26 protein-coding genes and 1 tRNA gene are annotated in these 26872 nt (G+C 53.4%); 11 read left to right on the top strand and 16 right to left on the bottom strand.

What is annotated here, in order from left to right; translation table 11 throughout:
- Window positions 1-19 precede the first annotated feature (19 nt).
- On the top strand, window positions 20-493 hold the full coding sequence (locus J7I43_RS06280) for a carboxymuconolactone decarboxylase family protein (RefSeq protein WP_209144362.1): 474 nt from the start codon (window positions 20-22) through the stop codon (window positions 491-493).
- Window positions 494-602: 109 nt separating this feature from the next.
- Here the strand turns inward: J7I43_RS06280 and J7I43_RS06275 are convergent, their stop codons facing one another.
- The 4 genes from J7I43_RS06275 to J7I43_RS06260 all read right to left on the bottom strand — a co-directional run bounded on the left by J7I43_RS06275 (window position 603) and on the right by J7I43_RS06260 (window position 7351).
- Entirely contained in the window at window positions 603-1772 is a 1170-nt protein-coding gene (locus tag J7I43_RS06275) for a glycosyltransferase family 87 protein (protein ID WP_209144360.1), read from the bottom strand.
- A 147-nt stretch (window positions 1773-1919) separates the two neighbouring features.
- On the bottom strand, window positions 1920-3047 hold the full coding sequence (locus tag J7I43_RS06270) for a Gfo/Idh/MocA family protein (RefSeq protein ID WP_209144358.1): 1128 nt from the start codon (window positions 3045-3047) through the stop codon (window positions 1920-1922).
- A gap of 6 nt (window positions 3048-3053) precedes the next feature.
- Entirely contained in the window at window positions 3054-3911 is an 858-nt protein-coding gene (locus J7I43_RS06265) for a sugar phosphate isomerase/epimerase family protein (RefSeq protein ID WP_209144356.1), read from the bottom strand.
- Window positions 3912-3925: 14 nt separating this feature from the next.
- Window positions 3926-7351 (bottom strand): PVC-type heme-binding CxxCH protein, encoded by a 3426-nt coding sequence (locus J7I43_RS06260; RefSeq protein WP_209144354.1) that lies wholly within the window; start codon window positions 7349-7351, stop codon window positions 3926-3928.
- A 133-nt stretch (window positions 7352-7484) separates the two neighbouring features.
- On the opposite strand from J7I43_RS06260, the gene J7I43_RS06255 reads away from it, so the two are divergent.
- From J7I43_RS06255 to J7I43_RS06245, 3 genes are all read left to right on the top strand, one after another.
- Window positions 7485-8366, top strand: coding sequence for an AraC family transcriptional regulator (locus J7I43_RS06255; protein WP_209144352.1), 882 nt, complete (start codon window positions 7485-7487; stop codon window positions 8364-8366).
- A 31-nt stretch (window positions 8367-8397) separates the two neighbouring features.
- Window positions 8398-9204, top strand: a complete 807-nt coding sequence (locus J7I43_RS06250) for an AraC family transcriptional regulator (RefSeq protein WP_209144350.1) — start codon at window positions 8398-8400, stop codon at window positions 9202-9204.
- Between the two features lie 70 nt (window positions 9205-9274).
- Window positions 9275-9853 (top strand): NAD(P)H-dependent oxidoreductase, encoded by a 579-nt coding sequence (locus tag J7I43_RS06245; RefSeq protein ID WP_209144348.1) that lies wholly within the window; start codon window positions 9275-9277, stop codon window positions 9851-9853.
- Here J7I43_RS06245 and J7I43_RS06240 read toward each other — a convergent pair.
- Both J7I43_RS06240 and J7I43_RS06235 read right to left on the bottom strand, forming a co-directional pair.
- Window positions 9850-10785 carry a sugar phosphate isomerase/epimerase family protein gene (locus tag J7I43_RS06240; RefSeq protein WP_209144346.1) on the bottom strand — a complete coding sequence of 312 codons (936 nt, stop codon included), beginning with the start codon at window positions 10783-10785 and terminating at the stop codon, window positions 9850-9852. The genes J7I43_RS06245 and J7I43_RS06240 overlap by 4 nt on opposite strands.
- A gap of 104 nt (window positions 10786-10889) precedes the next feature.
- The gene (locus J7I43_RS06235; RefSeq protein WP_209144344.1) at window positions 10890-11768 is read right to left on the bottom strand and encodes an NAD(P)-dependent oxidoreductase; all 879 of its coding nucleotides are present in this window, start codon (window positions 11766-11768) and stop codon (window positions 10890-10892) included.
- Between the two features lie 135 nt (window positions 11769-11903).
- Between J7I43_RS06235 and J7I43_RS06230 the strand changes: the two genes are divergently transcribed.
- Together J7I43_RS06230 and J7I43_RS06225 are read left to right on the top strand one after the other, a co-directional pair.
- Complete coding sequence (locus J7I43_RS06230) at window positions 11904-12272, top strand: winged helix-turn-helix transcriptional regulator (RefSeq protein ID WP_209144342.1); 369 nt, start codon at window positions 11904-11906, stop codon at window positions 12270-12272.
- Between the two features lie 257 nt (window positions 12273-12529).
- The gene (locus J7I43_RS06225) at window positions 12530-13945 is read left to right on the top strand and encodes a baeRF7 domain-containing protein (RefSeq protein ID WP_209144340.1); all 1416 of its coding nucleotides are present in this window, start codon (window positions 12530-12532) and stop codon (window positions 13943-13945) included.
- Between the two features lie 68 nt (window positions 13946-14013).
- On the opposite strand, the gene J7I43_RS06220 is transcribed toward J7I43_RS06225, so the two are convergent.
- From J7I43_RS06220 to sufB, 8 genes are read right to left on the bottom strand one after another with little or no spacing between them, the layout of a single operon-like run.
- On the bottom strand, window positions 14014-14466 hold the full coding sequence (locus tag J7I43_RS06220) for a YciI family protein (RefSeq protein WP_209144339.1): 453 nt from the start codon (window positions 14464-14466) through the stop codon (window positions 14014-14016).
- 19 nt (window positions 14467-14485) lie between these two features.
- Window positions 14486-14956 (bottom strand): GAF domain-containing protein, encoded by a 471-nt coding sequence (locus J7I43_RS06215; protein WP_209144337.1) that lies wholly within the window; start codon window positions 14954-14956, stop codon window positions 14486-14488.
- 47 nt (window positions 14957-15003) lie between these two features.
- On the bottom strand, window positions 15004-15312 hold the full coding sequence (locus tag J7I43_RS06210; RefSeq protein WP_209144335.1) for an SUF system Fe-S cluster assembly protein: 309 nt from the start codon (window positions 15310-15312) through the stop codon (window positions 15004-15006).
- A 6-nt stretch (window positions 15313-15318) separates the two neighbouring features.
- Window positions 15319-15747, bottom strand: coding sequence for a SufE family protein (locus J7I43_RS06205; RefSeq protein ID WP_209144333.1), 429 nt, complete (start codon window positions 15745-15747; stop codon window positions 15319-15321).
- Window positions 15748-15764: 17 nt separating this feature from the next.
- Window positions 15765-17009, bottom strand: a complete 1245-nt coding sequence (locus tag J7I43_RS06200; protein WP_209144331.1) for an aminotransferase class V-fold PLP-dependent enzyme — start codon at window positions 17007-17009, stop codon at window positions 15765-15767.
- Between the two features lie 12 nt (window positions 17010-17021).
- Window positions 17022-18344 (bottom strand): Fe-S cluster assembly protein SufD, encoded by a 1323-nt coding sequence (gene sufD, locus J7I43_RS06195; RefSeq protein ID WP_209144329.1) that lies wholly within the window; start codon window positions 18342-18344, stop codon window positions 17022-17024.
- Window positions 18345-18347: 3 nt separating this feature from the next.
- Complete coding sequence (sufC, locus tag J7I43_RS06190) at window positions 18348-19115, bottom strand: Fe-S cluster assembly ATPase SufC (RefSeq protein ID WP_209144327.1); 768 nt, start codon at window positions 19113-19115, stop codon at window positions 18348-18350.
- Window positions 19116-19132: 17 nt separating this feature from the next.
- A complete protein-coding gene (gene sufB / locus J7I43_RS06185; protein WP_209144325.1) occupies window positions 19133-20578 on the bottom strand; it encodes a Fe-S cluster assembly protein SufB in 1446 nt (481 codons plus the stop codon).
- Window positions 20579-20787: 209 nt separating this feature from the next.
- On the opposite strand from sufB, the gene J7I43_RS06180 reads away from it, so the two are divergent.
- From J7I43_RS06180 to J7I43_RS06165, 4 genes are all read left to right on the top strand, one after another.
- Window positions 20788-21429 carry a helix-turn-helix transcriptional regulator gene (locus J7I43_RS06180; RefSeq protein WP_209144323.1) on the top strand — a complete coding sequence of 214 codons (642 nt, stop codon included), beginning with the start codon at window positions 20788-20790 and terminating at the stop codon, window positions 21427-21429.
- 32 nt (window positions 21430-21461) lie between these two features.
- Window positions 21462-21534: transfer RNA gene (locus J7I43_RS06175), tRNA-Lys, on the top strand.
- Between the two features lie 391 nt (window positions 21535-21925).
- Entirely contained in the window at window positions 21926-22441 is a 516-nt protein-coding gene (locus J7I43_RS06170; protein ID WP_209144321.1) for a gluconate 2-dehydrogenase subunit 3 family protein, read from the top strand.
- Between the two features lie 43 nt (window positions 22442-22484).
- Window positions 22485-24200: a GMC oxidoreductase gene (locus J7I43_RS06165; RefSeq protein WP_209144320.1), complete on the top strand. Its 1716-nt coding sequence runs from the start codon at window positions 22485-22487 to the stop codon at window positions 24198-24200.
- A gap of 224 nt (window positions 24201-24424) precedes the next feature.
- Here J7I43_RS06165 and J7I43_RS06160 read toward each other — a convergent pair whose 3' ends face one another.
- Window positions 24425-24841: a VOC family protein gene (locus J7I43_RS06160; protein WP_209144318.1), complete on the bottom strand. Its 417-nt coding sequence runs from the start codon at window positions 24839-24841 to the stop codon at window positions 24425-24427.
- A gap of 152 nt (window positions 24842-24993) precedes the next feature.
- Complete coding sequence (locus J7I43_RS06155; RefSeq protein ID WP_209144316.1) at window positions 24994-25863, bottom strand: alpha/beta fold hydrolase; 870 nt, start codon at window positions 25861-25863, stop codon at window positions 24994-24996.
- Between the two features lie 143 nt (window positions 25864-26006).
- Here J7I43_RS06155 and J7I43_RS06150 point away from each other — a divergent pair, with 143 nt between their 5' ends.
- On the top strand, window positions 26007-26630 hold the full coding sequence (locus J7I43_RS06150) for a GyrI-like domain-containing protein (protein ID WP_209144314.1): 624 nt from the start codon (window positions 26007-26009) through the stop codon (window positions 26628-26630).
- The last annotated feature ends 242 nt before the right edge of the window (window positions 26631-26872 follow it).

Genomic DNA, 26872 nt, shown 5'->3' with positions numbered 1-26872 from the left:
TTATATAAAATTCATTTTTATGGCACGGATCACTCAACAGGACATTCCCGAGGGGCTCATGGAAACCATGACCAACGTACAGGCATTCATTTATAAATCAGGGATAGACCCGAAGCTGGTAAAGCTCATCCAGATGCGCGTTTCACAGATCAACAGCTGCGCGTATTGTATAGACATGCACTACAAGGAAGCCACGCATGCAGGTGAAGACCCCATCCGCCTTCTTTCCCTTTCCGCCTGGCGCGACGCTACCTGCTACACGCTCAAAGAACAGGCAGTGCTGGCCTTCGCAGAACAGCTCACCCATATGCCCGCGGAAACGCACACCGCGCATCTGCACGACGACCTGCTCAACTTTTTCAGCAAAGCGGAGATCGCCGTGCTTACGCTGACCATTGCGCAGATCAATTCCTGGAACCGTTTGGTGCGTTCTTTCGGGCCTGAAGCGGGCAGCTACCAGGTAAAAGACAAGCGCACCTTTGCGACCAGGTGAAAGGGAATATTTTTAAAGGCATATTACCGGTGGCGGGTGTTTGCCTGCACGGATGAACCTTCGTTTTAATGCACAAAAAAGGCCGCCCTGTGAGAGCGGCCTTTCATATCTAAACAGTTCGTAAAAATCTTCGCGTCAATACCTGGTACACGATCACCAGCCACAGCACAAGGCAGGGAAATGCTTTAAAGGCATACGGCACCACGATATTCTTTTTCACCCAGGGCGTTACCAGGTCGGAATGCGAGAAGCTGCAACCGATCAGCAGGAAAATGAAGAACGCATTGTTCTGCCAGGTTTTCGGCTGCATTACGTACCAGATGCAGGCTGCGGGAAATGCGATGATATAGGTCGGCGATTCGGAGCTGCTGCTGTACAATACGGTGAACAGCAAAGCGGAACAGAGGATATACAATTGGTAGCTCGTGTATTCACGGTATTTCAGGCGCAGGTATTGCGCGACGAACAGCACCAGCGCGGGCACTATCACCCAGAGATTGCTCATGTAATGCAGGTTGAACACACGTTTGATAAAACCCATCGCGGAAATGTCCTGCAGGTAAATGCCTTTGTCGAACTGCTTGTTGCGCTCATTTTTAAATACCAGCGCTTCATACCATTCCCTGTAACTCCGCACGATATACGAAGGGGAAGAAAGCACCATCGGCAGCACGAACAAAATCACGCCCCATATCACCATGCTGTAGATCAGCCGCCACTTGTTGTTGGAGAAGAAAAAGAACGACAGTCCCACGATCCCATAAAGTTTCGTCAACGCGCCGAACATAATAAAAAACGCGGCCCAGAACTCTTTCCCTTTGCGGATAAGCGTAAAGCTGAAAATGAGGCAGGCGGCTACGATAGGGTTGAACTGGAAATAACTGCTGGCGGCCATCAGTTCGTGCGCGGCGAAGATCAGCACCAGGTTCTGCTGGATGCGCGTAAGCGGCAGCTGGCGGATGGCGAGGAAAAGAATGAGGGCGTTGAAAAGCATCCAGAGAATGGAGCCCACCATATCCGGCATCAGGGCAAACGGCGTGATCAGTACGCTGAACAGCGGCCCGTAGTTGTTCACATCGAAATATTCGGGATAAGGCCCGTAAAGGGTTTGCCCGCTGATGGTGTGAAGATAAACGTGCTTGAAGATCGTGTAATTGTTGTAGTTGCCGCTGAAAAACTCCTTCAGCGCGACGACCAGGGACAGGCCGAACCATAACAGGGGGGCCAGCCACTCTTTTTCGCCAAGCCAGGATAGCAGATTCTTCTGTTGTTTCAACATGATATAATTGCTTATGCGGCGCAAAATAGCAATTATTCGGTCATGTAGTACGTACACGCCGAAGCAGGCACAAAGCATGGGTGAAAGGCCGGCAAAGCGGGCCATGCCACGCAGGCCGAAGCCCGCGCGGCCCTTGTTATCTTTTTATTACGCCAGCGTAAACGCAGGGAGTTCAATGATCTTGCCGCCCTGTTTGGCCGATTCGTGCGCCAGAATGCCCACACAGGTGATGTTGGCTGACTGCACCGCGTTCGGGTATGGGCTGCTCCCTTCCTGCAACGCTTTTACGAAAGCATGCACCAGGTGCGGATGCGAGCCGCCATGGCCGCCGCCCTGCGCAAACGAAAGATGTTGATGTTCGTCCGCGTCGTACACGCCTTTGGTCGTAAACCGCCTGATCTCTTCCGGCAGCAGTTTCGCAAAATCGGGACATTCCACCTCTTCCGGTATTTCAGGCTCGGGCTTTTTGGCGGTATGCACTACCAGCGGTTTGCCTTCTATCAGCGGCCATTCCACGGATTTCAGCGAACCGTACACTTCGAAACTCTCACGGTATTGCCGCGCCACATCAAAAAGGGAACGGTACACATGCGCGCTGAGGTCTGAATTGCGCAGCTTGATCTGCGTGGTTTCCACCGCGTAAGGCGAGCCGTAAAAACCATGCATGTCTTCGCGGATGGTGCCGGAACCGAAACACGAAACATATTCCGCTTCGCTGCGCAGCAGCCCCAGTACCGGGCCTACGCAATGCGTGGCGTAATACATCGGAGGGAGGCCCGGCCAATAGCCCGGCCAACCGTCCATATCCTGCTGGTGACTGGCTTTCAGGAACTGCACCTTGCCCAGCTCGCCTTTGTCGTAAAGCTCTTTCATAAAAAGGAACTCGCGGCTGTACACCACGGTTTCCATCATCATGTAGGTCAGCCCTGTTTCCTTGCACAACCGCACGATCTCTTCGCATTCTTCCACGGTGGTGGCCATGGGCACGGTGCAGGCCACGTGTTTGCCGGCTTTCAGCGCTTTGATGCTTTGCGCGCCGTGGTCGGGGATGGGCGTGTTGATGTGCACGGCGTCTATCTCCGGGTCCTGCAGCATTTCGTCGTAATCCACGTATCGTTTCTGAATGTTAAAAGCGTCGCCGATCTCGTCGAGGCGGGAGCGGGTGCGCTGGCAGATGGCCACGAGGTTTGCACCGGGATGCTGCTGGTAGATGGGTATAAATTCCGCGCCGAAGCCTAGTCCGGCAATGGCTATGTTGATCCTGCGTTGTTGCATGTCCGCTTATTTTAATAATGTTTTCAGGAATTGATAACCGGCTTCCGCAAAGCCGTCCTGGCTGTCTGCCAGGTTTTTCCAGATACAAACGGCCCCGGCCAGCTCTTTTATTTCCGGCGTAAAACTTTCGATGGACACCACGCCTTTGTACCCCGTTCGCTCCAGCCCGCGCCGCAGGCTGTTCCAGGGTGTTTGCCCCGTGCCCGGCACCCCGCGGTAGTTTTCGGACACCTGTACATGCAGCAGGCGGTCTCCCGCCGTTACAATGGCTTCTTCCATGCTTTTTTCCTCGATCGACATATGAAACCCGTCCAGCAGGATGCCTGCTGAAGGATGATCGATCTCGGTCACCAGCCGTTTTACGTCTTCAGCCGTGTTCACCAGGTCCGATTCAAAACGGTTCAGCGGCTCGATGGCGATCGACAGCCCGGCGGACTGCGCTTCCACACATACTTTGCGAAGATTGTGCACCGCCAGTTGCCATTCTTTTTTCCGTTGTTCCGGCGGCACCATGCGCGCCTTGCCCACGGCGGAATACATCGGCCCAGCCACAAAACCGGCGCCCCACGCGTTGCAGAGGTCGAAACACTGGCGGATGTAGGCGAAACAGTTTTCGTGCACGGCCGGGTCGTCGTTGGTCAGATCGCGCGTGGGGCCGAAAGCGCCGCATACCACGGGCTCGAGGCCATTGTCTTCCAACGCCTTTTTCACCGTTCGCGCGTCGATCTGTTCGGGGTATTCCACCGGTATTTCCACTGCTTCGTACCCCATCGCCCTGATCTTCGGGAAAAGCGCCACGGTGGCGGTAGTGAAGGGCGAGGTCCAAAGCCAGGTGCTTACGCCGAGGCGGATATTGTTCATCATCTTCAATCGTTTTTTTAAGGCTCAACTTTCATTACGCCGTTCATGATCCGCCAGTGGCCCGGGAAAGTGCACACGAACGGGTAATCGCCCGCCTGCGCCGGTGCGGTGAAATGCAGCGATACGCTTTCCTGCGGGTTCACCAGCCGTGTGGAGAACAATACTTCCGGCATGGAAGGCACATACTGCATTTCCGCGCCGTTCGGGTCCGCCGCCAGCTTGTCCGCCGAGCGGCCCACCGTTTCCAGCGCTCCCTGCTGAACGATCACCAGGTTGTGCTGCATGAAATCAGGGTTTTCAAATATGATTTCCACGGGCGTGCCCGCTTTGACGGTAAAGTTTTTCAGGTCGTACTTCATCTCGTTTTTGATGACCTTGATGTGGATCACCGTAGCGCCCGCCACCGATCCGCTGGCGGCTGCTTCCTGTTTGTTCAGATACGTGCGCACAAACGTTTCCGCCAGCGGCATTTCTTTGAACAACTGTTTGCCGCCGCCTTTGGCCACTTCCACATCGTATTTCCACGGCCCGTTGAGCGGGATCTTTGAACCGCCAGCGTCCAGGTAAAGATCTTCCGGTTTGCCGCAGATGCCCCCGCCCCCGCCGGTATCTTCCACCCGCACGGCAATCACGTTCCTGCCCGTTTTCAGCACGCCGGCGGGAATGGTGTACACGCGCGGTTTCGACCAGGCTTTCTCCGTTTTACCCACCGCTACGCCGTTCACGAACGTTTCATCGGAATCGTCGATAGGCCCGAGCGAAAGCGTTGCTTTTTTGCCGGCCGCGGATGCCGGCACGTCTACCACACGACGGAACCAGATCACCCCGTCGATCTCAAGCCCGGCGTCTTCGATAAATGTGGGCAGTCTCATTTCCTTCCATGCCGCATCGTTTGCCGAGGCGGAAGAACGGTTCACCGCTGCCGGCGCCTGCACGCTGAAATCCGGGTTAGCCGCTGTAAACGCGCCGATAAATCCTTTGCGGTGACGGCTGGCCGCGGCGTACACGGCCTTGGATAGCCATTCGTCCTGCTTTACGGCGTCTTCTTTGCTCATGTTGAACAATTCACGGCCGATGGCTTCGGAAGGCGCGGCTTCGGTCAACGACACGATTGCGGCCAGCCGGGTGTTTGCATCCCCGTCTTTGAGGATGCCTGAAGCGAGTATTTCCTGTTCACTGCGTGGATATTTACTCAATATCTGGATGGCTGCCTTGCGCACAGCCGGGTTTTTATGTTGTAACGCGCCCTGCACTACCTTACGCGATCCCGCGGTGGCGCCCAGGCCGTCTATCGCCCAAAGGGCGTGCAATGCGGCGGGGTCGTCGGTTTGAGCGAGATTTTCCAGCTCGCGCACCACGCCCAGGTCCTGGCGCTCCACCAGCAAACGCTGCGCGGTGAGCCGCCAGAAAAGATTTTCATTTCCCAATGCTTTCAGCAGACCGTCCGGTTTGTCTTTCGACAATTCCAATTTGCCGGGCTTTTTGCCGTCGCGGTACACGACGCGCCAGATGCGGCCGTGGGTTTTATCGCGCAGCGGGTTTTCGTAAGCATTGCCTTTGCCGTTCACCGCCGCATAACCGCCGCGTTCGGGCGTGGGCGTCGGGTTGTGCTGCACGATGAAATTGTACCAGTCCAGCACCCATACGGCGCCGTCAGGACCGGCTTTCGCTTCCACCGGCGATACCCATTCGTCTGCGCTCGCAAACAGGTTCCAGCCGTCTTTTTCCTTAAAGCCCGCGCCCTGTTTTTCGATCTTCGCGATATGCACGAGGTGACCGGTGGGCTCGCATACAAAAGCGGCCTGTTGATATTCTTCCGGGAAACTGTTCGCCGTATAAAAATAATGCCCGGCCGCCGCGGTAAAACCGCCAAACACGTCTACCTGCCTTACATGTTGCGTGATGGGATGCATGGCGTAATGCCCGTCTATCTTGACGCTGCCGCTGATCTGCGCCCCTTCCACGCCCTGCAGGGCTTTTTGCGGGATGCCCATGAACACGCTATGTGTATTGTTGGCCGTGGAGCCGAACACGTCGTTCTGCGCCGTGAAAGCCATGCCCCAGGTGTTGTTGCTGGTGCCGGTCATGAACTCGAAATATTTTGCGTCCGGGGAGAAACGGTACAGGCCCTGCCCGAATTCCCTGTAAGTACCGCCCACCGTGCCTTTGAAGCCGGAATAACCTACCGCGCCCCAGATGTGGTTGTCCATCCCGTATTGCAGGTTGCTGGGCCCGGCATGCGTGTCGAACGTGCCCCAGCCGTCGATCAGCACGGTGCGCTCGTCTGCCTTGCCGTCGCCGTTCGTGTCTTTGAGATACAGGAAATGCGGCGCCTGCGACACGATGATGCCGCCGTTGTAAAACGCCATGCTGGTAGGTATGTTGAGGTTATCGGCAAAAACGGTGAATTTGTCCGCGCGGCCGTCCCCATCCGTATCTTCGCATATTTTGATGCGGTCGTCGCCGATGCCTTTATCGTCGCGTACGGAGTTGGGATAGTCCACGGTTTCGATCACCCACAATCTTCCTTTTTCGTCCCAGGCCATGGAAATGGGATTGATCACATCCGGCTCGGAAGCGAACAGTTCCAGATCAAAACCCGGCGGCACCTGTATAAGTTTCGCGGAAGAATCGGGCGATAACGGCTCCTGGAATTTCGGCGCGGGATCGCGTTTTTCGTAATTGGGAATATTGGCTTCGTCGTGGTATTTCAGCACGGGCAGTTCCTTGCGGTATTTTTCCCAATTGCCGCGCACTTTATCGCCCACGGCCCAAAGAATGCCGTTGCGCACCAGTTCGTGAAAACCCGGATTGTTCCAGGTGCGCTCGTCGTGCCCGTAAGCTGTGTAAAATACGCGGCCTTTACCATATTCCTTCACCCAGGTCCAGGGCTCGCGGTGCACGCCGTCCACGCGCTCCATCAGCACGGTGCGGTCGTTGCTCAGCTGCGTGTGCACGTAAGTTTCGTCCCAGGTGGAAAATTCTTTCAGCCCTTTTGTGACAGGATGTTCCTTGTTGATAACAGTTGCCGTAAAAGTGCCCGTTTCGTGGCTTTGAAACTGGCCGCCCACCATATCGACATACGCGGGTGAGTTCCGGAAGCAATAACTCGCGCAATGCAGCGGCACAAAACCTTTACCGGACTTCACAAAATCCACCAGCGCGGTTTCCTGTTCCGGCGTAATGGAATCGTGGTTGGCGTAGATCATCAGCGCATCGAAACGTGCGAGGTTCTCTTTATTGAGCGAAGCCGGATCGTCCGTGTACGTAAAATGAATGCCTTCCGTAGCCAGCGCGGAGGCCAGCAGGGGCATGTACTTTTCGGAATGATGGTGTTCGCTGGCATGACCGAGAAAAAGCACTTCGATAGCGCCGCTGCGCGGCTGGCGGCAGGCGGCCAGGGCAATCAGCATAAAAATGCAAACGTGGAAACGGATATTCATGGGTCGATTTGATTCTGTTTTCGAAATTCGACATAAATAAAAACAACCCTTTCCTGAATATTGTCGGTTTTTGACTGTATTTTGTCATTCAAACTCAAAAAAGCCGTTTTTCCATGATAAATGATTGGGAATTATGAAAGCGCCGCTGCAAAAATCGCGCATCTCGCCCGATAGGGCTTTTGAGGTGAAATTCCTCAAAGCCCCGCACTTCGACCCCAACTGGCATTTTCATTCGGAATACCAGCTGTTCATCGTGTTGCGCGGTACGGGCACGCGTTTCATCGGCGATCACGTAACGCCGTTCACGCCCGGCGACCTCGTGTTCACTGGCCCTAACCTGCCCCATCTCTGGCAAAGCGGACATGAGTATTTTGAAGGGAATAAAGCAGTGTGGACGGAAGGGATCGTGGTGTATTTCCATGAAGACTTCCTCGGCCACGGGTTCCTGCAAAAAAAAGAGGCGTACCGGCTGCGGCAGCTTTTCGGCCGTTCGCGGCAGGGCATCCGTTTTATCGGTAAAACGCAGGAAAAAGCCGCGAAGCTCATGGAAGAACTGGTGAAAGCAAAGGATTTCGACGGGGTGCTGGCATTGCTGCACCTGCTGAGTTTCCTTGCCGCTTCTTCCGAATACAAACTGCTCAGCAGCGCAGACTATACCAACCTGCTGAAAGCGTCCGACACGGAACGGATGAACAAGGTGCATGCTTACGCGATGAAAAACTTCCGCGAAAAGATCACCCTCGAGGAAGTGGCCGCCATTGCGAATATGACGCCCTCGTCTTTCAGCCGTTATTTTAAAACGCATGCCAATAAAACGTTCTCCGATTTTTTGTCGGAGATCCGGATAGGGCACAGCTGCAAACTGCTGCTGGAGCAAAACCTGGATATCGCGCAGATATGCTATGAGAGCGGATTCCAGACGCTTTCCAACTTCAACCGGCAGTTCAAGAGCGTAACTGCCTACAGCCCGCTGGCTTACCGGAAAAAATACGCGGACGCGGGTTATCATCCCTGATATGCGCAGATTATGTACTTTTATACCCTGTATGGAACCACAGGAAAAATATTCAGAAGGGAGAATACCCGTACCGGCCAACTGGGAGGAGGTGTTTTCCCCTTTTTATTTCGCCGCCAACAACGGGGATGCGCCGGTGCGGAAAACGCTGGTGCCTTCCTTCCAGACCATCCTCGTGTTCAGTTTCGGCCCGCCCGCCATCGTGCATTTGCCGGACGGCGACGTGGAGATTGCTGCCAGCATGGCTATCGGCCCGTTAAAGACCGCGCTCGAATATACGTTGCCGCCGGGCAACCAGATATTGGTGGCCAATTTTATGCTCGATGCGTTTTACCGGCTTTTCGGGCAAAGCCTGAAAGGCCGCAGCCAATATCTTAAAAACCCGGGCGAACTGGTACAGGGCCATTGTTTTTCCACGCTCCGGAATGCGCTCGCCAACGAGCCGGACAATGCCAAACGCGTGGAAATGATCCTCGATATGACGGCCGGTTATCTCACCGAAAGGGAAAACGCGGCCGAAACCATCATCCGCAACCAGGATTCGCCGCTGAGCCCCGTGAAGGCGACGGCCGGCGAAACCGGTCAATCCGAAAGGAACGTACAGCTCAATTACCAGAAATATCTCGGCTTCAGCGCCAAAGAATGCCACCGCCACCGCCGTTTTCTGCGCGCCGTGGAGCTGCTCAACAACAGGGGCACGCCCGATTGGTTTGAAGTGATCGACCAATGCGGGTTTTACGACCAGAGCCACCTGATCCGCGACTTTAATCATTACCTCGGCATTTCCCCCACCGAATACCTCCGGCTGCGGGAAGAAATATGCCTGGCGGGAGGCTGAGCCATTTCGTTTTCTTACAATACCAGGCGCCCGCCCCGGTCTAGTTTTGCAGTACAGTAAAACTACGACCATGAAACATCTCATCGTTTACGCGCATCCCAATACATCGAGCGCCAACCATCACCTGAAAGAAACCGCCGCTGCCGCCATCCGCCGCGCCGGGCACGAAGTGGAAATACGCGACCTGTACGCCATCGGCTTCGATCCCGTGCTTTCGCTGCAGGATATGCAGGGGCAGATGAAAGGGGAAAATGAAGAAAATATCGTCAGGGAACAGGAATATATCCGCCGGGCGGATGCCGTCACGTTTATTTATCCTGTATGGTGGACCGGCATGCCCGCCATTATGAAAGGGTATGTCGACCGGGTGATGACCTACGGTTTTGCTTACCGTTACGATCAAGGCGTGCAGCAGGGATTGCTCAGAGGTAAGGCCGCTTACATTTTCAACACGCATGGCAAAAGTCATGAAGAATACCGCGCAAGCGGCATGGACAATGCATTGCGGCTCACCTCAGACGCGGGCATTTACCGCTATTGCGGTTTCGATGTAAAGCAGCATCTATTTTTCGACCGGGCAGACAGGGCTACCGCCGAAGTGCTCGCCGTTTGGGCCAGGGACGTGGAAGCGGCGTATTCGGCTTGTTAACCCATCGCTTTGCGGAGCATTTCCACGCTTTTCTGCACGCCGCTTTCTGCGGCTTCCTTGCCTTCAAATTCGATGGCGATATATCCTTTGTAATTCGTTTTGCGGAGGATCTGGATGATGCGCGGATAATCGAGGTCGAGGGTATACCATTCGCCACCGCCGTAGTAGGTTTTGGCCTGCACGAAACTCGCGTGGGGCGCCACCTGTTCCAGTTTGTCGTAAGGGTTTTCGAGGAAGTTGCCCGTATCCATCAACACGCCCAGCCAGGGATCGTCTATCGCTTTTTTGATGCGCAGCAGTCCTTCGGGCGTGCTGGTAAGTCCCCAGTGGTTTTCCAGCGCCAGCAGCACGCCGCATTCCGCGGCTTTGGGCAGGCATTTTTCAATGCTGTCGATGCACCATTTAAAGGCATCGTCTTCCGTGTACCCGGGAATGGGTTGCTCCACCCCGCGGGCTTTCATGAGATCGTCGAACGAGCGGATGGTGCCCCAGCGGCCGGAGTTGAGCCGGATGGCCGGAATGCCCATTTTATAGGCCAATTCGATGCATTTGATGGTATGATCGATATCTTTCTGGCGCTCGGCCGCGTCGGGGGACACGAAGTCCTGGTGAATGGAAAGGCTCACCAGGTCTACGCTGTTCAGGAAAGCATGGCGTTTCAGTTTTTGCAGGTAGGCATTGTCTTCGTTCTCCATCTGCCTGTGCAGCACGTCCACTCCTTCCACGCTCAGCCTCGCGGCTTCGTCGATCACTTTTTCGATGGGCACTTTCGGCGTTCTGAAATGCCAGTAGGAATAGCTGGAAACGGCCAGTTTAAACGGTTTTTCGGGCGCGGGAGGCGGCGCGGCGGCTTGTACCGCGGCGGAAGGCAGGCCCAGCAAGGCTGCGCCGCCCAGGCTGTTTTTCATGAAGGAACGTCGGGTTAAGCTCATGGGGGCTGATTTTGGTGTAGAGGAAAATACGCATTTTTTGTTAAAGGCGGAAGCATAAAAAGGGCGGTACGCAAATACCGCCCTATTAATTATTTTTGTGTATGTTAACCGGCGCGCAAAACTTTTATCACCGCGGCCACTTCTTCGTTGCCGTACCCGGCGGCGTCCGCCCGTTTAAGCAGGGAAGCCGCCAGCACGGGAAATTCTGTGTTGATGCCCGCTTCTTCTGCAGCCTGCTGTATTCTCGCAGTGGCTTCCACGGAAATGCGCAGCGGGCTTTCCCCGATCGTATAGTCGTTTCCGTGAATTTTGTTGCCCTGGTATTGCAGGAACTCGCCGAACGTGGGCGTAATGCCCGCCACGATATTGCCGAATTCGTTCACCGGCAGGCCTTCCGCTTCCATCACCCTTGCGCCGTGGAAAAACCCGATGGACGAGCCGTAGATGTACGACAGCGTGGCAAGATCTACCGTAGGCGCCGCCGCGATATTTTCACCGAGGTTGGTAACGCCGCCGCCGAATGTTTGCAGAATACCCTCCAGTTGTTGCAGCAGATCCTTGTTCCCGGATACGAGGATCGGCGTATCGGGGCGGCCCATCTGGCCCGGGGCGGCCTGTATGGCGCCGTTCACGTAGCCTGCGCCGTTGGAGGTTGCCCATTCCAGCGAACTGCGGGCTTCGGCGGGACTGACGGTAGTAAGTTGCAGCAGCGTGCGGCCTTCCAGCACGGCTTCCACTTCGGGCGTTTCGAGAATGGCTTTGGTGGCTTTGTGATCGTACACGATCACAACCGTCACGGGGCTGGAGGCGACGGCTGCGGCGGGGCTTTGGGCCAGCACAACGCCGGCTTCCACGAGCTCTTTGGCTTTATCGGCGCTGCGGTTCCACACGGTAACGGCATACCCGGCCCGCAGCAGCAGTTTGGCGAGGGTAACGCCCATTGCGCCCAAACCGATCACAGTAACTTTTCCTTTTGTTGACATGATTTTTGTTTTTGTTACTGCAAACTTCCGAAGCGCGGGCCGCTCAGAAAATAAGGGAAGAATTATTCCCACAGGGAAAATTTATTCCCCATGCGCCGATATTTCGATAACATTGTGTTGTTAAAAAAATGAAAAATGTACGAACGTAAAATCCCGGAAGACCTGGACTGCGGCATCAACATCACGATGAAAGTGCTGAGCGGGAAATGGAAACCCTGCATCATCGACAGCATTCACAAAGGCGTGCGCAGGCCGGTGGAGATACACGCGGCCATTCCCGCGGCGGCTCCCCGCGTGATCAATATGCAGCTGCGAGAGCTGGAGGAATTCGGCATCGTTACCAAAAAAGTATTTCCAGACAGCGTGCCCCTGAAAGTGGAATATTACCTCACTCCAATCGGTGAAAGCGTAATGCCGGTAATCCGCGCCATCGAAAGATGGGGCGATGAAAACAAGGAATATGTGATCACCACTTCCGCTACGATGGAATCTGCCGGCAAATGATCATTTTTTCTTCAACGCTTCGATCTCCTTTTTCAGCTCGATGACATATAGTGTAAGTTCCTCCACTTTTTCGAGCAGTTTCGCATTCATTTCGCCTACGTCGATACCTTCCTTTTATTTCGAATGTTTCCGCCTGCCGGTTTTGAAAACAATGGCGCATCAACAGTAACTACCGTACATAAACGTCCGTTGTTTGGCATCTACGGCTATTCCCGCGGGTACGGTGTTTGTGTTCTTTCCGGTAAAACCTTTTCACTATGGCAAAGAGCAGAGACGGGAATTTTATTCCACCCAAGGGTAAACCTTCCGGTAACAACAGGGAAGAAAATGCGGATTTCCGGGAAGACCTGCGTGAAACAGACGCCGATCTTTCCAACGTGCATGTAATGCATCCCAACCGCAATGTGAGCAAAGGTGAGGAAGAAACACTGGCAGACCAGCAACCGGAATATATCACCTATAAACAACAGTCCGACACATTGCAGCAATCGCAGGAAGCGGCGCGCGTAGAGCCTTTCGGGCAGGTGTTCTCCCGCGAGGACCTGCTGCAGCTGGCCCGTCATCAATCCCCGCGTTCCGTTTCCATTTACATGCCCACACACCGCTCCGGCGTGGCAGTGAACGAACTGCAGGATATGGTACTATTCAAAAACGCACTGCAACAGGTGGAACAGGAACTGCAGGAAAAAGGCCTGCCGGCGAATGAGATATCATCCTTGCTGGCCGGCGGTTTCGATCTTGCGAAAGACGAACAGTTCTGGCATTCGCAGCAGGACGGTCTTGCCGTATTCATCGCCCCCGGCGTTACGCGGTACATGCAACTACCGTACCCTGTGGGATCGCTGGTGTACGTACAGGAAACCTTTTATGTAAGCCCGCTGCTCGGTCTTTTACAGGGCCGCGAACGTTTTTACCTGCTGGCGCTCAGCAAAAGCAAAGCAACGCTTTACGAAGGAGACGGCTGGGGCATGCACGAAGTGCCGGTGCCTGAAATGCCGCACGGCATAGACGATGTGGTACATTTTGAGGAAAAAGATGACCAGAAATTATTCCGCACCGGCGGCCGCGGCGCGGGCGAAGGCGCCAACTACCATGGCATCGGCGCGGGCAAGCCCGATGAAAAGGAAAATATTTCGATGTATATGGACGAAGTGGACGAAACGCTTTGGGCGAAACGGCTGTCTGTCGAAAACGTGCCGCTGCTGCTGGCCGGCGTGGATTATCTCATCCCGATCTTCAAACAGCGGTCGCGGTACCGGCATATACACGACGGACATTTGTCCGGCAACTTCGAAAGGGAAAACGCCGGCACGATGTTCGAAAAAGCAAGACCGCTGATGCAGCCGCATTTCGAGCAATCGTTCAACCAGGCGCTGGAACGTTATCATAACAACCGCGCCACCGGCCTCACGTCTTCCTCGCCGGAGGATGTGATTCCCGCTTGTTATTATGCGAGGGTAGAGATCGTGTTCGTACGGAAAGACTGCCTGCTGTGGGGCACGTTCGACGAGCAGAACAACCGACTTATGCTCAGTGAAGAACGGCAAAATGACGACGCGTGTATGCTGAACGCCGCGGTGTCGAAAGCGCTGCAGACCGGCGCCACGGTATTCGCCACGGAAGCGGAATACATGCCGGATGGCGCCATGATAGCGGCTTTGATGAGATATTAGACCGGATTTTCATAGCTTCAATGGGTTGACCGGAAAGCCCGCGCTGATAAAGCCGCGGGCTTTCCGTATTAAGGTTTCGCCTGTTCGATCTGCGAATGAAACTCCAGGTATTTCGGCAGTGCCGCCGAGCCATACCAGGGATAAATTTCCGCTTCCAGCATTTTTGAGCTGATGGCCGGGTCGGATTGCAGCAGGGCTTCGGCTTCTTCCGTTGTTTTCACGGAAAAGATAAAAATGCCGCGGTATTGTTTGTCGTTTTTGCCGAGCGGGCCCGCCACGATGAGCTTTCCTTCTTTCACCAGCTTGCCGATGTTGGCCATGTGACCACGGAAAAGCTCCGTCACTTTTTCTTTGTCTTCGATGTTGTTGCTGCCGGTTTTGAGGATCACCAGCTGGTACATTTTCATGCCGTACTGGTCGGCGCCCAGGCTGTCTGCCAGCGCTTTGTTGTAGGAAGTGTTTTGCGCCGCGGCGGAAAAGCTGATGCAGCCGGCGATCAGGGAGAACAGGAGATGCTTCATAGCAGGATTTTTTGAGTGTTTATTCGATCCAGCTCACGATTTCTTCCAGGTATTTTTGATCGGTTTCGTCAAATTCATCGAGATGAGCGCTGTCTACATCCAGCACGCCGAATACTTCGCCGTTCCTAATCAGCGGCACTACGATCTCCGAACGGGAAAGGCTGCTGCAGGCGATATGCCCGGGGAATTTTTCCACGTCAGGCACGATCAGCGTGGCGGCCTGCTGCCAGCTGGCGCCGCAAACGCCCCTGCCCTTGCGGATGCGCGTGCAGGCTACAGGGCCCTGGAAAGGGCCTAAAACGAGCTCGTCGCCTTTTACGAGGTAAAACCCTGTCCAGAACCAGCCGAATTGCTCTTTGAGCGCGGCGGCGATATTGGCGAGATTGGCCGTCTGGTCCGGCTCCCCGGCGATCAGCGCTTTGATCTGCGGGAGCAGCGACCGGTATTGTTCTTCCTTGTTTCCTGTAACGATGCTGAGGTCTTCTGCCATGTTGCGTAAAATAAAAAGACGCCTGTTCACAGCGTCTTCATGGTGTATTATAAAAATCCTAATTCAAGTTTTGCTTCTTCGCTCATCATGTCTTTCGTCCATGGCGGGTCGAAGGTAAGCCGTACGTCTGCGCTGGATACTCCGGGGATGGCGGAGACCTTGTTGTTCACTTCTTCCATGATGCTGCCGGCAACGGGGCACCCGGGGGCGGTGAGGGTCATGATCACCAGCACTTTGCCTTCCTCTCCTATTTCTATTTTATAAACGAGGCCCAGGTCATAGATATTCACCGGTATTTCCGGGTCGTACACGGTACGGAGCGTTTCTTCCACCTGGTCTCTGAGTGTTGTTTCCATTGTTGATCAGTTTTGCAGTGATTTAGCCTGGTAACCGATGGCGTATAGTTTGATCTGTTTGAGCATGCTCAGCAGGCCGTTGGAGCGTGTGGGGGAAAGATGGCTGGTGAGGCCGATGGCGTCGATGAAGTAGATCTCCGCTTCCGCTATATCTTTTGGCGTCTGGCCGCTCAGCACCTGAATTACGAGGCCCACAAGACCTTTGGTGATCACCGCGTCGCTGTCTGCGGTGAATACGAGTTTGCCTCCGATCAGTTCCGCGTGCAGCCAAACTTTGCTCTGGCAGCCACGGATGAGGTTATCGTCTGTTTTATATTTCGGATCGATGAGCGGAAGGTCTTTCCCCAGCTGGATGATGTATTCGTATTTCTCCATCCAGTCGCCAAACACCTCGAAATCTTCTATGATCCTGTCCTGTTGCTCTTTGATAGTCATTATGTCCCTGGTTTTGATTAACCCAGCAAAGTTACGGCTTTCTGCACACCTTCCACGAGGCGGTCGATGTCTTCAGTATTGTTGTACACTGCCAGCGAAGCGCGTACGGTGCCGGGAATGCCGAACAGGTCGCACAGCGGCTGCGTGCAATGGTGGCCGGTGCGTACGGCTATGCCCTGCTGGTCGAGCAGCACGCCTACGTCAGACGGGTGGGTATCGCCCACGAGGAACGAAATGGCGCCGCTGCGGTGTTTGGCTTCGCCGATGAAACGCAGTCCTGGTATACCTCTCAGCGCATTGATGGCATATTCCGTGAGTTGGTGCTCGTACGCGTTGATGCGGTGAATGCCGAGCTTGCTGGCCCATGCCACAGCCGCGCCCAGGCCGATGGCCTCGCAGATGGCGGGCGTACCGGCTTCGAACTTCAGCGGCGGTTCGTTATAGGTCGTTTTTTCGAACGTTACGTGTTTGATCATATCGCCGCCGCCCTGGTACGGGGGCAGTTTATCCAGCCAGCTTTCTTTCCCGTACAGGATGCCGATGCCGGTGGGGCCGAACAGCTTGTGACCGGAAAGCGCGAGGAAGTCTACATCCAGCTCGTGTACGCGGATGGGAATGTGCGCGGCGGCCTGCGCGGCGTCGAGCAATACGGGGATGCCCTGTTCGTGCGCGAGGGAAATGATCTCTTTCACAGGGTTTACCGTGCCCATGGTGTTGCTCACCCAGGTGATGGCCACGATCTTCACGCGGGAATTGAGCATGGAGCGGAATTTATCCATGTCCAGCTCTCCCTTTTCGTTGATGGGCACCACTTTCACTTTCGCGTTTTTCTCTTCGCAGGCCAGCTGCCAGGGCACGATGTTGGAGTGATGCTCCATGGCGGAGATGATCACTTCGTCGCCTTCCTTCAGGATATCTTTCCGGAAACCGTTGGCTACGAGGTTGATCGCGTCGGTAGTGCCTTTGGTGAACACTACTTCGTGATGGTGCGCGCCGATAAAGGCGGCCACCTGGTGGCGGGCGGCTTCGTAAGCGGCGGTAGCCTGCTGGCTGAGGGTATGTACGCCACGGTGCACATTGCTGTTGTAAGTGGTGTAATATTCCTGCATGGAGCGGATCACGGATACGGGCTTCTGCGTGGTGGCCCCGTTATCGAGGTACACCAGCGGGCGGCCGTTCACCGTTTGTTTCAGGATCGGGAACTCGTTCCTGATCAGGTCTGCTTCCTGCCAGATGATATGTTCGGCTGTAGTGGTCTCCATGTTATTCCGTTTTTAGTTGTTGGTCGCAACAGACAGGTACCTGGAAGCGATCTGCTCCACCTGTTTGCGCACGGCCGGAATTTTAACCTGGGCGGTAACGTCGAAAGCGAATGCTTTCACGAGCATGTTGCGGGCTTCGGCGTCGCCGATGCCGCGGGCTTTGAGATAGAACAACGCGTCTTCGCTCACCTGCCCGATGGTGGTGCCATGACTGCATTTCACGTCGTCGGCATAGATCTCCAGCTGCGGTTTGGTGTAAATGCTGGCTGAAGGGGAAATGACGAGGTTGTTGTTCTGCTGGAAAGCGTTGGTTTTCTGTGCGTCTTCGTGCACGAAGATCTTCCCGTTGAACACGCCGGTAGCCTTGTCCATCATCACGCCGCGGTACAGTTCGTTGCTTTCGCAATGGGGCATGCGGTGGTCTACAGACGAGTGATTGTCTACCAGCTGGCTGCCCGCCGCGATATAAAAACCGTAAAGGTGGGTTTCGGTACGCTCGGCGTCCAGGGAGATGTTCAGGTTATTGCGCACCAGGTCGGATTCCGACAGGGTGAAAGTATAGTTGTTGTAAAGGCTTTTGCCCATTTGTTCCACCAGCGTCTGGTTGATGAAACGGAGGCCTGCGCCGCCGGTCTGCAGCTGGTAATGGCTCAGCTGGGCGCGTTCGGTCACAACGGCTTCGGCCACGCTGTTCACCAGTACGGTGCCGGTGGTGCCGACGGCGGCTGCCGATTCGATCAGCTTCGCTTCGGAACCTTCCTGCGCAACCCAGAGGTGGCGCGGGTTTACGAGCAGGTTGCCGTTGTTGTGGTACAGGTGGATGATGTGGATCGGTTGTTCCACCTGCGCTTTCGCTTTTACTTCTATAAAAAGTCCATCATTGAACAAAGCGGTGTTGAGCTGTGCGAAATGATGTTCTTCCAGTTTTTTGCTTTTGTTGAAATACTGCGCGTAAGCCGGCTGGGACGCTGCTTCGCTGAGGCGGGCAACGGTTACCTGCGTGGCGGGGGGCAGTATGCTGAGCGCGGATTGCAGCACGCCGTTCACCAGCACGAGGCGGTAAGTGTCGGGCAGCAGCAGGCCGGTGGCTTCGAGCTGTTGTGCGGTGATGGCGGGGGTTTCGGGCAGGGCGATGCTGAGGCCGTTTTTGAAGAAAGGAACCACGTTGGTGTATTTCCAGTCTTCCGTTTTAACGGTCGGGATGCCGCCCAGCGCCTGGAAACGTTCCAGGGCCGTTTTTCTCCCGGGCCATCCGCTGTTGCCGAACTGTGCGGTGAACAGGGCAGGCAGCGTTTCGGCAAATGATATATTGGTATTGCTCGTTGTAGTGGTCATGGTTTATTGTACGGGTTCTTCTAAACGGATGTCTTCTTTCAGCCAGTCGTATCCTTTTTCTTCCAGTTCCAGCGCCAGTTCTTTGGTGCCTGATTTCACGATACGGCCGTTGTAGAGCACATGTACAAAATCCGGAACGATGTATTCCAGCAGGCGCTGGTAGTGCGTGATGATGATAAACGCATTGTCCTTGCCGCGCAGCTTGTTCACACCCGCAGAAACGATGCGGAGGGCGTCGATGTCGAGGCCGGAATCCGTTTCGTCCATGATCGCGAGTTTGGGCTCGAGCATGGCCATCTGGAAGATGTCGTTGCGTTTCTTTTCACCGCCGGAGAAACCTTCGTTCAGGGAGCGGTTCATGAGGTTGGCGTCAAATTCCATCAGTTTCTGTTTGGATTTGAGCATGTCCAGGAACGCTTTGGCCTGCATCGGGGGCTGGCCGTGATAAGCGCGCACTTCGTTCACCGCTGTTTTGAGGAAGTTGATGTTGGAAACACCGGGTATTTCTACCGGGTACTGGAAGGCAAGGAAGAGGCCTTCGCGGGCACGAACCTCGGGGCTCATGTCCAGCAGGTCTTTCCCGTCGAAATCCACGGAACCTTCAGTTACTTCATAAGCTTCCCTTCCGGCCAGTACGGAGGCCAGGGAACTTTTACCGGAGCCGTTCGGCCCCATGATGGCGTGTACTTCGCCCGCTTTCACATTCAGATTAATGCCTTTCAGAATAGCATTTCCTTCTACTGCAGCATGCAGGTTCTTGATATTGAGCATTTCTTGGTTTGTTTATGTTATCCAACACTGCCTTCCAGCGTGATGGACAATAATTTTTGCGCTTCCACGGCAAACTCCATGGGCAGCTGGTTAAGTACTTCTTTTGCGTATCCGTTTACGATCATATTCACCGCCTGCTCGTTGTCGATGCCGCGCTGGTTGAGGTAAAACACCTGGTCTTCCCCGATCTTGGAGGTAGTGGCCTCGTGCTCCACCATCGCCGTATTGTTTTTGGATTCGATATACGGGAAGGTATGCGCGCCGCAGCGGTCGCCTATCAGCAGGGAATCGCACTGCGTGAAGTTGCGCGCGTTGGTGGCGTTGGGCCCTACTTTCACCAGCCCGCGGTACGTATTCTGTCCGTGAATGGCGGAAATACCTTTGGAAATGATGCGGCTTTTGGTGTTTTTACCGATGTGCACCATTTTGGTGCCGGTGTCTGCCACCTGGCGTTTGGACGTAACGGCCACGGAATAGAACTCGCCGATGGAATTGTCGCCCTGCAGGATCACGCCGGGGTATTTCCAGGTGATGGCGGAGCCGGTTTCCACCTGCGTCCAGCTGATCTTGGAATTTTTTCCTTTACAGATGCCGCGTTTGGTCACGAAGTTATAGATGCCTCCTTTACCGTCTGCATCGCCGGGGTACCAGTTCTGCACGGTGGAGTATTTGATCTCTGAATCGTCCAGCGCAATGAGCTCCACTACTGCTGCGTGCAGCTGGTTTTCGTCGCGCATGGGGGCGGTGCAGCCTTCGAGATAGCTCACATAGCTGCCTTCGTCGGCAATAATAAGCGTGCGTTCGAACTGGCCGGTATTTTTGGCGTTGATGCGGAAGTAGGTGGAAAGTTCCATCGGGCAGCGAACGCCTTTGGGAATGTATACGAAAGAGCCGTCGGAGAACACGGCGGAGTTCAGCGCGGCGTAGATGTTATCCGCCTGGGGCACCACGGAGCCGAGGTATTTTTTAACCAGCTCGGGATGTTCCTGCACCGCTTCGCCGAAGGAGCAGAAGATGATGCCGAGCTCGTGCAGCTGCGCTTTAAAGGTGGTAGCCACAGAAATGCTGTCGAACACCGCGTCTACCGCTACGCCGGAAAGCATTTTCTGTTCTTCGAGGGGGATGCCGAGTTTGGCGAAGGTGGCCAGCAGTTCGGGATCTACTTCGTCCAGGCTGTTGTATTTAACCTGATTTTTCGGTGCGGCATAATAAGAAACGCCCTGGAAATCGACTTCCGGGAGTTTAAAATTCTGCCAGGTGGGCATAGACAGTTTCTGGAAAAGCTGGAATCCTTTCAGCCGCCATTCCAGCAACCATTCGGGTTCCTGTTTTTTAGCGGAAATGAAGCGGATGATATCTTCATTCAGCCCGGGAGGCGCAATATCCATCTCGATCTGCGTCTCGAATCCGAACTCATAATCCCGGCCCGCCAGTTCCTGTAATATGTCTTGTTCTGCGCTCATATATTTATATACTTCTCTATCAGTTAATTGGGTCTAAAACATTGAAAATGACCGTAATTTTTCCGTATTTTTCGGGAATCAGGTTACAAAGATAGGTAGCGAAAAGCTCTAATCCTTGTTATTGACGGCCTATTTTCATGGACTTCTGCAAAATCGTTGCTTGAAATCCCGACAAAGTTACGATATTTGCGAATAAAGCAAGTAAAAACTTGGAAAATTACAAAGCATATCACACCTCTTCATCAGACCGTATGCTGCTGCTGTTAAAGACCAAAGGGCCGTTGAGTACCAATGGGATAGCGCAGGAGCTGGGCATTACGGGCGAGGGCGCGCGGCAGCAGCTGCAGCGCCTGGCGGAGGAAGGCTGGGTGGTATTCGAATCTATTTCCAGGGGTGTGGGCCGGCCGTCGTTGTTATGGAGCCTGAGCGAAAAAGGCAACCGCCGGTTTCCGGACAGTCATGCCGAACTGACCGTACAGCTGATCAACACGATCCGCGACGTGCTGGGAGACGAGGCGCTGGGCAATGTGATCTCCGCCCGGGAGTACAAAGTCCTTTTACGTTACCACGACGAGATCAAAGACGAAGAAGGCCTGGAAGCCAAGGTGCGCAAGTTCACCGAGCTGCGCAGCCGCGACGGTTACCTGGCCGAATACCGCCGTGAAGGCGAAGGGTTCGTGATGACGGAGAACCACTGCCCTATCTGCGCGGCGGCCAATGCCTGTCATGATATCTGTAAAGTGGAGCTTTCCACCTTCCAGCAGATATTCAAAGAATGGGGCACGATAGAGCGGATGGACCATGTATTGGAAGGCGCGCGGCATTGCGCGTACCGGATCATGCCGGTTTAATCCGGAAAATCATTACTTTTGAGCACTTTTTTGACTCTGTAGCTCAGTTGGTAGAGCAGCTGACTCTTAATCAGCGGGCCTAGGGTTCGAGTCCCTACAGGGTCACTTTTTTAAGAACAAAAATATTAAAGCCGTGTAAAACATAGTGTTTACGCGGCTTTTCTGTTTTCGGGGGTATGATCGTAATCGATGTTATATCAAGCTAATCGGTGACAAATTCGGTTACACAAAATTTCCGGAGTTAGTGTAGCCGAATTTCTACGAAATGCCTTACTGCATTGGCTTTCAAGAACTGAATCTAAGATCAAAATGTGCTAAAAATGCACGATCCAGTGACCTGAAAAATTGCATCGATTATGAAAGTAAGTCAAGCGCTGTCAATTCTCTTTTGGCTGCGCCACAAAAACAAGAGCCAGGAAAACCGGCAACTTAAGGCATCGCCAGGGTTAGAAGATTCAGAATAATTTTTCTTATTATTGAAATCTTAAACTAAAATATGAACCGCAGAGCTGCCGTACGCAACCTCTTATACATCGCCGGGGGCGCCCTCGTACTTCCGGCCTGTTTCCGGAAATCCGGAAAAGCCAGCATCGAATTGGCGAATCTCGCCATCAGCGAGGATGATGAGCGGCTATTGGCTGAGCTGACAGAAACCCTTATTCCTGCTACGGATACACCCGGCGGCAAAGAATTGCTGTTGCACCTGTTCGTCCTGAAAATGGTGGATGATTGCCATAGTCCGAAGGACCAGCAACAATTCGCAAAGGGATTGTCGGCATTTTCAGCATGGTCGGAAAAAGAGCTGGACGGTGAATTTGCCGCCGCCAATACCGACAGCCGCGTCAAGCTGCTGGACAAAATCGGCAAGAGCGACAACGAGGAGCTGAAAAAATTCTTCTCTATCACCAAACGCCGGGCCATACAGGGTTATATGAACTCCAGGTATGTAATGACCAATCTCGTGAAGTATGAGCTCGTGCCGGGCAGGTACAATGGTTTTGCCCCTGCCTGACACACATTACAATCGCATAAACTAAAAAAATAACAATACCTCCATGGTAAACCTGGCAATAGACAGTATAAAGGAACGGACATTTGATGCCATCGTAGTAGGCTCGGGGGCCAGCGGCAGTTGGGCCGCCAAGGAATTTACGGAAAAAGGGTTCAAGACATTATTGTTGGAACGCGGCCGCAATGTGGAGCATCTGAAAGACTATCCCACGACCAACATGTATCCCTATGAGTTCGAGCACCGAATGGAAATGCCCTATGCCGATCAGCAGAAAAATCCCATTGCGAACCGGTGTTATGCCTACCGGGAGGATACGCAACATTTTTTTGTAAAGGACGACGAGCATCCTTATATCCAGGTGAAGGATTTCGACTGGATACGCGGCTACCAGGTAGGCGGCAAATCGCTGATGTGGGCGCGGCAGGTACAGCGCTGGAGCGACTTTGATTACGAAGGGCCCGCTCGTGACGGGTTTTCGGTGGACTGGCCCATCCGGTATAAAGATATTGCGCCCTGGTACAGCCATGTGGAACGTTTCATCGGCGTTTCGGGCAACAACGACGGGATTCCCGAATTGCCGGATGGCGATCACCTGCCGGCTTTCCCGCTCAATGCTGCGGAAGATCATTTCAGCAAAGCGGTGAAGCTGCATTATAAAAACCGCCACGTGATCAGCGCGCGTTGCGCGCACCTTTCAAAGCCGAACCCGATCCATCTCGAGCAGGGCCGCGTGCAATGCCAGAACCGGGTGCTTTGCCAGCGGGGGTGTCCGTTCGGCGGCTATTACAGCGCCAATGCCGTAACCATTCCCTGGGCGCAGAAAACGGGCAATCTCACCCTGAGGCCCCACTCCGTGGTGCATTCCATCATCTACGACGAAACCAAAGGCAAAGCGACGGGCGTAAAAGTGATCGATACCAATACAAAAGAAGAAATGGAGTTTTTCGCCAAGGTGATCTTTGTAAACGCCGCGACCTTAAATACCAACCTGATCCTGCTTAATTCCGTTTCCAACCGCTTCCCGCAAGGGCTGGGAAATGATAACGGCATCATGGGCAAATACGTGGCGTTCCACAACTATTCCGCTACCATCGGCGCCGATTTCGACGGCTTGCAGCAATTCCGCACCGACGGGCGCAACCCCGCCGGCGGCGGCTATATCCCCCGCTTCCGCAACGTTTACAGGCAGGAAACCGACTTCCTGCGGGGATGGGCAGCGGGATTCAGGGCGGGCCGTTCCGACGTGCGCGATACATCGGGCATAGGCAACGACCTGAAAGAAGGCATGCTGAACCCCAAGCTCGGCCCCTGGCGCGTGAGCTCGCATATGATGGCGGAAACCATACCCAAGGAATCCAATTTTGTAGCCCTGGACGCCGATAAAAAAGATGCCTGGGGTATTCCGCTGCTGCGCATTTCCATCGACTACGACGAAAACGACAAAAAGATGCGGAAAGATTATTATGAACAGATGACCGAGATGTACGAAAAAGCTGGTTTTACCAATATCCGCACCCGGGACGACAACCGCAGACCCGGCAACGACATCCACGAAATGGGCGGCGTACGCATGGGGCACGATCCGAAAACATCGCTGCTGAATAAATGGAACCAGTTGCATTTATGCAAGAATGTGTTCGTGACGGACGGCGCCTGCATGACTTCCACCTCCACACAAAATCCTACGCTCACTTATATGGCGCTGACAGCGCGCGCGGTGAACCACGCTGTAAACGAGCTTAAACAGAACAACCTGTAAGCTGTCCAATATTGGTAATTTGTTTTGGGGCGACTAAAAAGTAACTATCTACTTTGTTGGTCGCCCTTCATTTTTTCAGGTAAATATGTTGCAGGGCTTATCATAGCAAAATTTATAGGCGTTCTTTTTGTTTCATTTTTAATATCGGATGTGGCCTTTCATGGATGTAAATACGCCATTCCAAGCCTCGTTAACAACGGTCTGTTTTACACAGCCCACTGGTATCACGGCTCCTGCGGCCGGTATGACAGCATCCAGTCCACCCCGAATTTATCGGTCAGCATACCAAAGGTATCGCCCCAAAACTCAACCCTGGGCGTATGTGTGGCATTACCTCCGGCCGACAGCTTGTTATAAATATCGTGCAATTCCCCGTCGCTGCTGCAATTAAGCGTGAGCGCCATGCTTTTGCCTTTTTCAAGAGGGCCGCCCATGCAGTTATCTGCCCCTAACAGTACCACGCCGCCATTGGTAAGACTGGAATGCATAATGAGGTCTTTTTTATCAGGCGGCATCTGACCGGCGGCCGGCGATTCGCCTATGGGCATCAGCGACAGTTCGCCGCCCAGGCATTGTTGATAAAAGGTCATCGCCTCGCGGCATTCATTTTCAAAAAATAAATAAGCATTGATCGTTTTCATGGTATTTAAATTTTGGATTCAGTCAGATATTGATTGATTGTTCGCGCAGTGTCATTTACATCACTGCCAGGTAGCGAATACAAAGATACCGGGAACTCAGAATAAGAACAGGGCGTATTAAGGCATTTAAGGGGGTGTTTGCGACAATGGGGTTACCAATGCTCCGTTAAAAAATCTTCAATTAGATGCAGCACCTCGTCAAAATTCGTTTCAAGCACCCAATGACTGCCATCGAGAATATGGACCCGGGCTTCCGGTAAGTCTCTCCTGAAGCAGGGAGCCTCGTCTACACTGAAAAACGGTTCATATTTGCCCCATATGACCAGGGCAGGAGGCTGATGAGCACGGAAATATTCCTGGAAGACCGGAAACATTCCGATGTGGCTTTTGTAGTCGCAATTCAGTTCATATTGCATATCAAGATTACCGGGTCTTTTCATAACGTTCCAGTCGAGCACCGGTAATTCAGGGCTTATTCTTGAGCGCATTTCCCCGGGCAATCCTGCAATATATTGCATTTTTACGCCGTCCTCGCTTAAGAATGCATAAACCTTTTTCTTCTTTTCAGGAGTGGGATTTTCCCAATATTCTCTCGTTTCATCCCATACCGGGCCGATGCCTTCATCGTATGCATTACCGCTTTGCACAATGATCCCCCTGATCTTTTCAGGATGGTTCACGCATAGCTGAAGACCTACAGCAGCACCATAATCGTGAAGGTAAATGATGAACGGCGGCAGGTTTATCTCCTCCGTAAATTTATTGATACAAACCGCAATATTCCTGAATGTATATTCAAATTGATCTTTCGGCGGAAAAGCGCTGAACCCAAACCCCGGATAATCCGGAGCAACCAGGTGATACCGGTCAGACAGGGCCGTCATCAGGTTTTTAAACATTACAGACGAACTGGGAAAACCATGCAAAAGCAACAGCGATGGATTTTTCCTGTCTCCGGCCTCGCGATAAAAAATATCGATACCATCCACTTTAATTGACCTGTTAAAGATTTGAGCGCTCATGTTGGTTTTCCGATCAAAAACCGGGCCTCCCCTTCCGGCTTCAAATCGCCTTATCCACGGTAGTTATACAGCCGTTATTCAGCTGCTGACATAAGGCTGTCATTATTCCTCCGTTCCTTTGCTGCAACCTAATCAATTCACCCATGGAAAAACTGGACCTGGCCAAACAATACAAAAGCTACTACACCGCCAAAACCAAACCCGAGCTGATCGATATTGAAAAAGCACAATACCTTTCCCTCACGGGAAAAGGCGACCCTTCCGCCCGCGCGTTCGCCGACCGGATACAGGCGCTCTATGCAACGGCATATACCATTAAATTCATTTTCAAGGAACAGGGAAAAGATTTTGTCGTGCCCAAACTGGAAGGGTTATGGTGGTATGATGAAGAACGTTTCGCCGCTTTGTCTTTCGACGAAACGCCGGCCGTCGTTCCCAGGAGCGAATGGGAATACAGGCTGCTGATCCGCATGCCGGATTTTGTTTCGCGGCAGGAGGTTGCATCTGCGATAGATGCGGTAGTTTCAAAAAAAAATATCCGGCTGGCAAAAGCAATCACGCTTCATGAAATGACGGAAGGAAAGGCCGTGCAAATGCTGCATATCGGCCCGTTTGAAAAGGAGCCTGACACGCTGAAACAGCTCCTTGAATTTACGCAGGCCCGTCAATTGCAGAAAAACGGTCTGCATCACGAAATATACCTGAGCGATTTCAGGAAAACATCGTCGGATAAGCTGAAGACCATTTTGAGGGAGCCGGTGAAGTAATTTTGTGCATAATCTTACCCGGCGAGAATATCTTTCCAATGGTAAAAGCACTTCGAAATACGTTATTCCTGCTAATCATTAACCAGGGGACGAAAAAACAGCTGAAAAGTACCGGCAACGATTATGAACAGCCATTGCGCATAACATTTGATTAATTACCACGGTTAAACCATTTTACACATCACAAACCATCCGGTTAATAATCAACAAATTATACACAAAATCAACCACTTATATAATTA

The sequence above is a fragment of the Chitinophaga chungangae genome (assembly GCF_017742215.1).
Classification (GTDB): Bacteria; Bacteroidota; Bacteroidia; order Chitinophagales; family Chitinophagaceae; genus Chitinophaga; species Chitinophaga chungangae.
Note: the sequence above shows the minus strand (reverse complement) of the source record. Positions and strands in the feature narration are given on the sequence as shown.